Origin of the sequence: Pseudalkalibacillus hwajinpoensis (assembly GCF_015234585.1) — a bacterium.
Lineage (GTDB): Bacteria > Bacillota > Bacilli > Bacillales > Guptibacillaceae > Guptibacillus > Guptibacillus hwajinpoensis_B.
In genome coordinates this window covers 988,111-999,760 of record NZ_JADFCM010000001.1, presented here as the reverse complement: position 1 = coordinate 999,760, position 11,650 = coordinate 988,111, and the positions used below count along the sequence as shown (strand labels likewise).

At 40.8% G+C, this 11,650-nt stretch carries 11 protein-coding genes and 1 riboswitch; all 11 genes read right to left on the bottom strand.

Annotation, left to right across the window (positions count from 1 at the left end):
* Positions 1-8 precede the first annotated feature (8 nt).
* Positions 9-113, bottom strand: a complete 105-nt coding sequence (locus tag IQ283_RS04795; protein WP_194218990.1) for a methionine/alanine import family NSS transporter small subunit — start codon at positions 111-113, stop codon at positions 9-11.
* A gap of 1 nt (position 114) precedes the next feature.
* A complete protein-coding gene (locus IQ283_RS04790) occupies positions 115-1,641 on the bottom strand; it encodes a sodium-dependent transporter (RefSeq protein ID WP_194218989.1) in 1,527 nt (508 codons plus the stop codon).
* A 233-nt stretch (positions 1,642-1,874) separates the two neighbouring features.
* A complete protein-coding gene (locus IQ283_RS04785) occupies positions 1,875-3,452 on the bottom strand; it encodes a Na+/H+ antiporter NhaC family protein (protein WP_194218988.1) in 1,578 nt (525 codons plus the stop codon).
* A gap of 150 nt (positions 3,453-3,602) precedes the next feature.
* Positions 3,603-3,783, bottom strand: a riboswitch (Lysine riboswitch).
* A 157-nt stretch (positions 3,784-3,940) separates the two neighbouring features.
* Complete coding sequence (gene yunB, locus IQ283_RS04780; protein WP_194218987.1) at positions 3,941-4,711, bottom strand: sporulation protein YunB; 771 nt, start codon at positions 4,709-4,711, stop codon at positions 3,941-3,943.
* A gap of 137 nt (positions 4,712-4,848) precedes the next feature.
* On the bottom strand, positions 4,849-5,142 hold the full coding sequence (locus IQ283_RS04775; protein WP_408962577.1) for a YunC family protein: 294 nt from the start codon (positions 5,140-5,142) through the stop codon (positions 4,849-4,851).
* Positions 5,143-5,235: 93 nt separating this feature from the next.
* Entirely contained in the window at positions 5,236-6,624 is a 1,389-nt protein-coding gene (locus IQ283_RS04770; protein ID WP_194218985.1) for a bifunctional metallophosphatase/5'-nucleotidase, read from the bottom strand.
* A gap of 15 nt (positions 6,625-6,639) precedes the next feature.
* Complete coding sequence (locus tag IQ283_RS04765) at positions 6,640-7,458, bottom strand: sulfite exporter TauE/SafE family protein (protein ID WP_194219606.1); 819 nt, start codon at positions 7,456-7,458, stop codon at positions 6,640-6,642.
* A gap of 15 nt (positions 7,459-7,473) precedes the next feature.
* Complete coding sequence (locus IQ283_RS04760) at positions 7,474-8,328, bottom strand: DUF72 domain-containing protein (RefSeq protein WP_194218984.1); 855 nt, start codon at positions 8,326-8,328, stop codon at positions 7,474-7,476.
* Between the two features lie 168 nt (positions 8,329-8,496).
* The gene (gene sufB / locus IQ283_RS04755; protein WP_194218983.1) at positions 8,497-9,894 is read right to left on the bottom strand and encodes a Fe-S cluster assembly protein SufB; all 1,398 of its coding nucleotides are present in this window, start codon (positions 9,892-9,894) and stop codon (positions 8,497-8,499) included.
* Positions 9,895-9,995: 101 nt separating this feature from the next.
* Complete coding sequence (gene sufU / locus IQ283_RS04750; RefSeq protein WP_194218982.1) at positions 9,996-10,439, bottom strand: Fe-S cluster assembly sulfur transfer protein SufU; 444 nt, start codon at positions 10,437-10,439, stop codon at positions 9,996-9,998.
* Complete coding sequence (locus IQ283_RS04745; protein ID WP_194219605.1) at positions 10,429-11,649, bottom strand: cysteine desulfurase; 1,221 nt, start codon at positions 11,647-11,649, stop codon at positions 10,429-10,431. Before IQ283_RS04745 ends, sufU begins: the two co-directional genes overlap by 11 nt.
* Position 11,650: the final 1 nt, after the last annotated feature.

Sequence of the window (11,650 nt, the reverse complement as noted above, 5' to 3'; positions counted from 1 at the left end):
TTTATGTTCTATTGTTTCTTTGATACTCTTACAGCATTCAAAATGCTAGCCGCAAGACCACCCCATATAATAACCATTCCAACTACCATCATGAAAATCGCGCTACCACCCATATTAGCTTACCTCCTTATACTTTTGCTGTTCAGCTTTCGCGTCCCATTTCTTTAGGCTGAATAGAATTCCAACCAGAAGGGCGAATCCTGCGACAGCCCAGCCACTATAAAGAATAAAGCCGTTTGAGTAGCCTTCATAGTTCCCAGTCGGTGTATCAAACTGACGAAGAAGATTTGTCTTAAAGAGATCGAACATCATATAACCAAGTACGAGAGGAGTAATGACTCCAAGACAAGCTTTCCACCAGTACTTCAGTGAAATGTCTGAAATGCCGTTTGCATGTGACTCAAGCGTATTAAGCTCACGAAGTACCCATGCTACAACAACGACTTCCACTAGTCCTACAAAGGCAATTCCGAACTGGTTAATAAAGTAGTCAGCTGCGTCAAGGAAGAACAATCCGCCTTGCGTTGCAAACAGAATCGAGATAATAGAGGAAATCCCTCCACCAATTAGAACAGCTTTCGTACGAGAAATTCCGAACTTCTCAGAAACACCTGCAACATATGTTTCTGAAATGGAAATGAGTGAAGACAAACCTGCAAGTACAAGTGAAGCAAAGAATAAGAATCCGAACAACCCGTTCAAAGCTGGGAACTCATTGATAATTTGAGGGAAGACAACGAAGGCTAGTCCTACGCCACCGCTCACTACTTCGCCAACGCTAAGCCCCTGCTGCTGAGCCATAAATCCAAGCGCTGAGAATACCCCAATACCTGCTAGAAGCTCAAACGCCGAGTTACCAAAACCAGTAATAAACGCGTTATTCGTAATATCTGATTTCTTAGGTAAGTAACTAGAATAAGTAATCATAATAGCAAAAGCAATGGATAAACTGAAGAAAATTTGTCCGTATGCAGCAACCCAAACACTTCCTGAAGTAATGCTGTCAAAATTCGGTGTAAAGAATGCATTTAGACCTTCAGCAGCACCAGGCAGTGTCACTGCTCGAATCACAATGATTAAGAAAAGAACAATTAATGTAGGAATGAAAATTTTATTAGCACGCTCAATTCCCTTTTTAACACCTGCAAGAAGAACACCAAGTGTAATAATCCATACTGCAATTAATGGGAGAAATACGCCTGGTACGATACTACCTGTTTGTCCAGGATCAACCGTTAATTTCAAATAATCATTGAAGAGGAATGCTTCTGTATCAGAACCCCAACTTTGATTAAATGCAAAATAGCTATAAGAGATGGCCCACGCAATAATTACCGCGTAGTATGTGGAGATGACGAATGCAACGATAACGCCCCACCACCCTAGCCATTCCATCTTCTTATTCATTCTAAAGAATGAAAGTGGTGCGGATCCACGGAATTTATGACCCAATGTAAATTCAAGAATAAGAATTGGGATTCCGGCTGTTAATAATGCAAATAAATAAGGAATAAAAAATGCCCCACCACCATTGTCATAGGCTACGGCTGGAAATCTCCAAATGTTCCCTAGACCTATTGCTGAACCAACTGCGGCTAATATAAAACCAGCCCTTGTCCCCCATTGCGCACGATTTTCCAAATAAATTACCCCCTTAGACAAATGTTAACCTTTTTCACCATAAGCCCCCTTCCAGAAAAAGGTTAAGACTTTTAAGTAAATTCAGATTATTTTGTTTATAGTATATCTAGTACGTATGTCCTTGTCAAAACAATCTTTTTACATTTTTCGTATGAATCGTTCAATTTTCTATATAAATCTCTCCTTTTTTGTGAAAATACATAAAAAAACAGGAGGAATATCCTCCTGTTTGATTAATGATTTGCCATTTCAACTGGTCTGTTGGCATATTTTCCTTTTAGCATGAAAATTAATAATCCGAATAGAATCGCTGTTGCCACAAGACCAAGAATGGAACTACCAGTAAAGCCAAGAACCAAATATCCTAGTAACGAAATACCTGCAACGAGCAATGCATAAGGCAACTGGGTCATCACATGATCGATATGGTGACTACCTGCGCCTGTGGAAGAAAGAATCGTTGTATCCGAAATTGGTGAGCAGTGATCTCCAAATACAGCTCCTGCAAGAACAGCGGCAAGTACAGGAAGCATATAGGTAGGATCCGTAGCAGCGGCAATCTCTCCTGCGATCGGAAGCATAATGCCAAATGTTCCCCACGAAGTCCCCGTTGCAAACGCCATAACACCTGCAAGTAGGAACAAAATAGCTGGTAAGAAGCCAATCACGATGTGGTCATTAACAAGTCCTGCAAGATACTTACCAGTCCCTAGTGAGCCGATAATTTCAATCAATGTCCATGCAAAGAAAAGAATGTATACGGCTGGAAGCATTGATTTAATGCCTTCCCAAATTCCTTTTCCAAGAACCGATCCACCCATTCTTTTTGGAAAGAAGAAGAGGAGAGAAGTTATAAGTCCAATAATTCCACCATAAAGGAGAGAAGCAGCAACGTCTGTATTTTCAAAGACAGACAAAGCTGTCACGGCTGTATCCGTTCCGCTAACAGCCTGGATTCCTGTGATGATCATAAACGTCACAGTACCAGCAATTAGCATAATAATGGGCCATGCAAGATCAGCTACTTTCCCCTTCTCACTTTCAGGTAGTCCAGATGTTTGACCAGGTACGGCACCTTGATTCGGATCAAGCACTTCTCCTGTTTTCTGTGCACGGTCTTCATGTACTCTCATCGCCTTAAGATTAATGTCAAAATAACTAACAAAGAACACCATCGCCAGTGCGAAGAGAGCATACAAATTCATTGGAATCATTCTGATAAAAGCTTCTAACGCGCCAACACCTGTAATGCTATGCGTTGCTAATACACCACCAATTAACGCGATGATATAAGCACCCCAGCTTGAAATAGGGGAAATAATACACATTGGTGCTGCAGTTGAATCAATGATATAGGCAAGCTTTGCCCTTGAAACATTGTGCCTGTCCGTAATCGGTCTACTAACGTTTCCAACTGCGAGCGAATTAAAGTAATCATCAATAAAAATAATAATACCAAATACCGCTGTGACAATCTGGGCGCCTACTCTTGTTTTCACACGTTTCATGGCCCACTCGCCAAATGCGCGACTTCCACCTGAGATCGAAATAAAGGCCGTCATCATACCTAATAAAAGTAGGAAGAAAATAATGTACATGTTCCAAGTATTTAAACCACCGCTCTCGGAATCAATGAAGATCCCTTTTACGATTGTATAAATTTCTTCTAATGAATTTGGTACACTCCAATTGTTGATCATTAGCGCACCAAGAATAATGCCTACTCCTAGAGAAGGAAGCACTTTTCTAGTCACCACTACCATTAGCAAAGCTACGAGTGGTGGAATAATGGATAGAACTGAATTCTCCATGAATATCCTCCTAATAAATGATTGGTCATCATAACCGGAATGGACGCCTATCCCTCAGCCTTCTCGTCGTGTTCGAACGCAAAAAAGCGAGCAATGATAGGATTGGTCCTATCATTGCTCGCTTCACCGAGTCAATGTTAAGTGTCCACCCCGATCAGTAGTTCTCCATTACAAGTTAGACTCATAATGACAGTTCGACACTTCTTCAATGTCGCCCCAACATAAATAATGTGACCGTTATTTATGCTTCGGCAGATCTCCCTTTCGATGCTGATCATTGGTGTCATTCTCCCAACACGTACTCATGAGGATCTGCTCCTCTACCTCATCGTATAAGATAAGGAACAATATTAAGTTCAGTTTTAAAGTATACCTTACTTTCGTTGTTTGTGCAATTGTAGATTATTCCAGAGATATTTCTATTATAAAGGAACCATTTTCTTATCTATCGACATTAAACAATAAAGATGATTAATGGGTTCCTTGTCTTAATCGGGCTTTGGCAAAACGATCGATGGATTCCCACCATTTCCATTATCACCATTATAATAATAAGGAACGTCTCCCTGAATAAATAGATCTCCGATTTTTACGGAGTTCGAAACCTCAGTATTCTTTGTAGAGAAAGGAATAATTACGTTCATCTCAACTTTAATATTGATATACACTTCAAGATACGTGTTGTTAATTCCTGTTTCTTTCACCTTTGTATCAATATTAGAAACCACATCTCCAATCATTTCAAACCGCACTGGAATCCTAGGTCCAAAATTTGAGAGAAGAACATTATTTGTAGCCATCCCTAAAGGTATGGAGTATACGATTCCTTGTTGATTTTCGGTACCTTCGTAATCGATATCTATATCATTCTTAAAGGTTTCCAGCTTATCTAAATCACCAGCTTCAACATAATCTAAGTAAGTTTGAACTCGTTCTGTGGCCTCTGAAATCAATCGATTATAAACTTGCGAGTTAAAGCTATAACTTGGTACTTTTTCGGAATCATTACCATGAACGATAATTAAATTCTCAACGTCAATACCGTCTGCGATCTTCTTTGAAATGGCATCATTTATTGCTTGCGCAGCAACTTGACGTGTTTTTGTTTCAGCAATACTGATTAAGCTTGGTTCAATTCCTTTATTAACAATCCATAATCCTTGAACCGTAGTAAAGATAAAAATAATAAAGGAGATGACAAAAACATATCGAAAGGGAAGCGGACCCTTTCTAAAGAATTTTCTACGAGTTCGAAACAACGTGAACCCTCCCTTCTCTTCTTCATGTATATGCCATGGAGAAGAGAAGTATGGACAATTTCCTAGAAAGAGCCAAAATCAAGCAACTAGATGTGTCATAATCGAAAAGAAAGCCGTAGCAAGTGCTACGGCTTTCTTCAAATCATCTTAAGCATCGCGTCTCTACCCTTAGTTCCAATCGTAATGCCTCGCGCTTCTGCTTCAAGCGTAACAGATTCGAGCGGTGCATCAAGCAATTGTTCAATAGACCGTACACCAACAGCTCTTCCTGCGATAATCTTTCGGTCACTTAACTTTTCATTAAGTAAGGCTACATCGAGTGCGCCGCACATGATATACCCATTATCATTCATGACCGCTAGAAAATTCGTTTTCGGAAGCTGCATACTTACCGCTGTAAAAGGATGACCGTCAATCATGATTGGTGACATAGTGATCACGTCATTCCCGCCTCCTGACCTGAATGAATATCACTATATCTATATGAGACAAAGAGCATGTTTGACAATCAAACGCTGAAAGTTTTAATGTCTATTTTCTAAACGCCATGCAAGGAGATCTCGAAGCATTTCAGGTAAAAAGTATTTCTTTTTAGCATGCTTCATTTGAGGATAGAATTTCCCAAATGTGAACATATCAGCCGTAGCAACAGCATATTCTTCATCAGAAACAAGCTTCTTTCCGTTGTGAAAAACATCTGTTACATGATAGAGGCCGTCGTCCATTTTGACAGAGGTAACCTCAAGTCCATCAAATGCCATAATCCCCATTACCTCACCTCTGAAACCGAGACCTTTAAAACTTAAATTCACTATTTCATCTGACATAGAATAAGAGATGATTTCTCTTAACTCACTTCCTTTTAACACCACTTTGCAAGGATTAACAGGATGAGGGCAAATGCGATGAAGATCTTCTCTTGATACATTTCCTTCTGGTAACCCATCAAGCAACATACCAGCGTTAATCATGCCAATATCCGCTCCACACCACTCTCTAAGAGCGGCAGCTAACTCATCAGCTAGAACCGAGCGTTGAAACCATTCAGATTCAAGAGGCTGTTCAAGACGACAGACGACCTCTTCAAGCATCTTATGTGCATCGATACTTAGTTGTTGAATCATCGCCTTCGCTTCCTCGTCTTCTTTACGATTCCGGACGGTTATCGCATATGCTTCCTTCTCAATCACTTTCTTTGTTTCCATATCAAAACAAATCGAAACTTCTCCAACGTAATTCCCGTTTTTACCAGACTGAGTAATAAGCGTATCCTCTACAAGCATGCCATGCTTCAGCACATGATGGGTATGGGCTCCAATAATAACGTCAAGCCCATTCATTTCCCTTGCTAGCTGTTCATCATTACCTAAGCCCATATGAGACATCAATACGACAACATCTGATTGACTGCGTACTTCATCAATGAGGGACTGTAAGAAATGGAAAGGAGAATCTATCTGCCATCCAAGTAGTGAGTAGAATTGTTCATAAGGGATGGTAACACCAATAATTCCTACTTTAATGCCATTTAACTCATGGATCTTATAAGGCACAGCCCAGGAAGGCCTTGTACCATCTTGGTGATAGAGATTGGCGACAATTACACCGAACTTTGCGTCTGAATAAAGTTCTTCTAGTTCTTTTTTTGAAAAGGTAATACCCTCATTGTTACCTATAGTGGCATAATCATATTCAAGCTCATTCAGTAACTGAACGTTACCTTTCCCGACAGTTCCTTCTGTCATTGGATGCACCTTATCAGAGTGATCTCCTAAATCAAGAAGGAGATAAGGTGTCCCTTGAAGCTCATGCATTCGCTTCTTCTCTTTCAAATATGAAGAGACTTTTGACCAATTTGCGAAATGACTGTGAAGATCGTTTGTATAATAAAATTGTAATGTTCTAGAAGTCAAGACACTCTTCCTTTCTTATCCCATCGTTCCCTGCCAGATTAATCGGACACCTACAATGATTAACATCCATCGTAAAATACTAACCACTGATTTGTCCGAAAGTTTCTGATTAATAAATGAACCGCATTTTGCTCCAATCCACGCACCTGGAATGAGACCGATTAGTAAAAACCACTGAATGTTACCAAGTGCTAAATGCGTCAGGGTACCCGTTATACTTGAAAGAAAAATCATAAACATTGAGGTTGCAACAGCAACCGATGTTGGAAAACCAAATAGTAGAATCATGGCAGGAACCATAAGTGAGCCGCCACCAATTCCGAATAGACCTGAAATGACCCCAACGATAAATGAAACAATAACAGCTGCTACGGCAGAAAAGTTATAGTTCATCTCAGTCCCATTCGGATCCGTATACGTTCGTTCAAATTGACCATTTAGTTTCATAGGGCGTAAACGGTTCCTTACCATTAATAATATGGAAACAAGCACCATAAATACCCCAAAATAAATGGAAAAATAATCAACCTGAATAAATTTATTTAGCCACGCCCCTAGAATAGCCCCTGGTCCACTTCCTAGAAAAAAAAGCGCTCCGCTTTTATAATCAACGCTTTTCTTTTTCATGTAAGCAAGTGTAGAGGAAAGACCTATCACGACGAGGACAACGATCGAGCTACCTACAATTTTCTGAGGCGTTAAATCAGAGAGCCAGTTCGTATATTGATCGATAATGAGAAGAACAGGAACGATAATAATGCCTCCCCCAAGACCGACAAGGCTTCCGATCGTACCTGCTAATAGACCAATGATAAATAATAAGATCCACGTCACCATAGGGTTTACTCCTTATAAATCAAAGAGATCAAGTTGCTTCGGGTTTAAATTCGTGTACTCAATATCAAGCATTTGAATCATTTCCTTAGCATTATTAGCAGCATGACCTCCTGAATTATTATTAAATAAAATAAATACATTTTTACATTGTCGTTCTAATTCTAATATTTGTTCCTTCCATTGTAAGAGTTCTTCTTGATTATAATCATATAAATACCGAACTTCCCTCCAGTTATGGCGATTACCTGGATTCGTCCATCCATTTGTATTTCGACCATGTAACCTTACAAGGACCTGATCCTGATTTAGGGTTTCCATCACTAAAGGAACCGATCCCTCGCCAGCTTGTGGCTCATCGCAAATCGTATGGATAAAACCCTGTTCCTCTAGAAATGAGAGCGTCTTATCACGAAAAGCTTCATGATACCAGGACTGATGTCGAAATTCTACCGCACATGGAATATCTCCCATCCGCTGTTTACAGTCTCTCAAGATGTTAACATTATCTTTATTCACATCAAACCAGGGAGGAAATTGAAAAAGCACCATCGCAAGCTTTCCTGCATTTCGCAGGGGACGAACCGATTCCTTGAAAGCTTGAAACATTTCATCTCTTGTTTCAAAGGGAATATCCCCACGTTGATGGCCAGTCATACCCTGGTAAGCCTTAACGACAAACCGAAACCCTTCTGGTGTCTCATCTACCCATTTCTGAAAATTACGTTCTGGTTGCACAGCATAGAAGGACGAATCAACTTCAACAGTAGGAAAGTGCGAACCATATATCGAAAGTTTTTCATTGCTTTTTACACCTGGTGGGTAAAGATCATCATGGTCTCCCCACCCTGTTACGCCTATGTAAATCATGCAATTCTTCCTCTCATCTCGATTCTCTTTCTCTATTCTCATATCATTACCCGAAAATAGCAAGTGAAAATCCCTCATACTATTTTGAAATAACAATTAGGATTTCGCCCTTTACACTTTCACATATAAAAAACGAACCGGAAGATCCGGTTCGTTTAAAATGGAAGCTTAACCGATTGAACCTTCCATCTCAAATTTAATGAGACGGTTCATTTCAACCGCATATTCCATAGGAAGTTCTTTCGTAAATGGCTCGATGAAGCCCATTACGATCATTTCAGTTGCTTCTTCTTCAGATACGCCACGGCTCATCAGATAGAAGAGCTGCTCTTCAGAAACCTTCGATACTTTCGCTTCGTGTTCAAGTGAAATGTTATCGTTAAGGATTTCATTGTAAGGAATTGTATCAGAAGTAGACTCGTTATCCATGATAAGCGTATCACACTCAACGTTTGAGCGAGCACCTTCCGCTTTGCGGCCAAAGTGAACGATACCACGGTACGTTACTTTACCGCCTTGTTTTGAAATAGATTTCGAAACAATTGTCGAAGAAGTGTTAGGTGCTAAATGAATCATCTTAGCGCCAGCATCCTGGTGCTGTCCTTTACCAGCAAGAGCGATTGAAAGCGTCATACCACGAGCGCCTTCACCCTTTAAGATAACAGCTGGATACTTCATTGTAAGTTTGGAACCAATGTTACCATCGATCCATTCCATCGTAGCATTTTCTTCCGCAACTGCACGCTTCGTAACAAGGTTAAACACGTTGTTAGCCCAGTTCTGAATCGTCGTATAACGGCAGTATGCATCCTTCTTAACAATGATCTCAACTACAGCACTGTGTAGAGAGTTAGTTGTATAAACCGGTGCAGTACAACCTTCAACGTAATGGACAGAAGAACCTTCATCAGCGATGATAAGCGTACGCTCGAACTGACCCATGTTCTCAGAGTTAATTCGGAAGTATGCTTGTAGAGGCGTATCGACTTTCACACCTTTAGGAACGTAGATGAATGAACCACCTGACCATACAGCAGAGTTAAGAGCTGAGAACTTGTTATCCGTTGGAGGAATTGTTTTCGCAAAATACTCTTTAAAAAGATCTTCGTTCTCTTTAAGTGCAGTATCTGTATCTTTAAACACAATCCCCATGTTCTCAAGGTCTTCTTGCATGTTATGGTAAACTACTTCAGATTCGTACTGTGCAGAAACACCCGCAAGGTATTTTTGCTCAGCTTCAGGGATACCTAACTTATCAAATGTCGCTTTGATTTCTTCTGGTACTTCATCCCATGATCTTTCGGACTTCTCAGAAGGCTTTACGTAGTACGTAATTTCATCAAAATCTAGATCAGCAAGGTTTCCGCCCCATTGAGGCATTGGCATGCTGTAGAAATGTTCAAGCGATTTCAAGCGGAAATCAAGCATCCACTGTGGTTCATCCTTCATGCGAGAAATTTCTTTTACAATTTCAGGAGTTAATCCACGCTCTGAACGGAAGATCGAAACGTCTTTATCACTAAAACCATATTGGTATTCGCCAACTTCAGGCATTTTTTTAGCCATTCTATTTCCCTCCTTGACATTACACATGTCAGTGTTTGGCTGATGTTCTCTTTCCATCATTCTAGTATGAAAAAGAAGCGGTGACAACACCTGGAAGCGGGTTAAGCTTCATCCTGTTCCTTGAAACCCTTCTCCATTGCCTTCCAGGAGAGTGTTGCACATTTAATACGAGCAGGGAACTTCGAAACGCCTTGAAGTGCTTCAATGTCGCCTAGATCGAAATCTTCTTCTTCATATTCTTTCCCCTGCATCATATCAGAGAAAATTCCGGATAGCTTCAAGGCCTGATCAACTTCAAGTCCTTTGACTGACTGTGTCATCATCGACGCTGATGCCAGGCTTATAGAGCAACCTTCTCCAATAAACTTCGCATCCGAAATCTTCCCATCATCTACTTTCAGCTGAAGCTGAATGGCGTCACCGCATGTAGGGTTGTTCATATTAATCTTAAGGTCGCCTTCTTCAAGCTCCCCTTTATTTCTTGGGTTTTTATAATGATCCATAATGACCTGTCTGTACAACTGGTCTAGATTATTAAAAGACATTACCGAAAAACTCCTTTGCTTTTCGTAATCCGGCTACAAAAGTATCTACGTCTTCTTCAGTATTGTATAAATAGAAGCTAGCACGCGCAGTAGCCGATACTTCAAGCCACTTCATTAGCGGCTGAGCACAATGGTGTCCAGCACGAACAGCGATGCCTTCTGTGTCAAGTACGGTGGCCACATCGTGTGGGTGTACTTCATCACTATTGAAAGTGACAACTCCAGCACGTTTTTCTGGTCCGTAAATGGATACGCCTTCGATCGTCGATAGCTGCTCCATGGCATATTTAGCGAGGTGTGTCTCATGCTGCTGAATGTTATCCATCCCAATTTCATTTAAGAAATCGATCGCAGCTCCTAGACCAACGGCGCCGGCAATGATTGGAGTACCACCTTCAAATTTCCAAGGTAGATCTTTCCACGTCGAATCGTAGAGACCAACAAAATCAATCATTTCTCCCCCGAATTCAAACGGCTCCATGTTTTCAAGCAGCTTCTTCTTCCCGTAAAGGACGCCTATTCCAGTAGGTCCGCACATTTTATGACCAGAAAATGCAAAGAAATCGCAGTCAAGATCCTGAACATCAATGTTCATGTGAGGGGTGCTTTGAGCCCCATCAACAACCATAACAGCGCCATTTCGGTGCGCAATCGCGGCAATCTCTTTAATCGGGTTAATTGTCCCAAGCACATTCGAAACCTGCATAACAGAAACAATTTTTGTGTTTGCTGTTACCGTTTTCTCAACGTCTTCCAGCGCAATTGTTCCGTCTGGTTGAAGAGGAATATATTTTAGAGTGGCTCCAGTTGCTTTTACAACCTGTTGCCATGGAATAATGTTGCTGTGATGCTCCATCGGTGTGATGACAACTTCATCACCTTCTTGAAGATTTGCACGTCCATAGCTTGAAGCGACCATATTAAGGGCTGTGGTTGTTCCGCGAGTAAAAATCACTTCTTCCGTTGAAGAAGCATGAATAAATTCACGAACCTTTTCACGAGCGCCTTCATAAGCATCTGTTGCATGTGTCCCAAGCGTATGAACACCACGGTGAACGTTTGAGTTAATTTCCTTGTAGTAACGCTCTACTGCGTCAATTACTTGAGTAGGTTTCTGAGACGTTGCTGCACTATCAAGGTAAACAAGAGGTTTCCCATTTACCTCTTGATGTAAAATGGGAAACTGCTTGCGAATGTCCTGGACATTCATC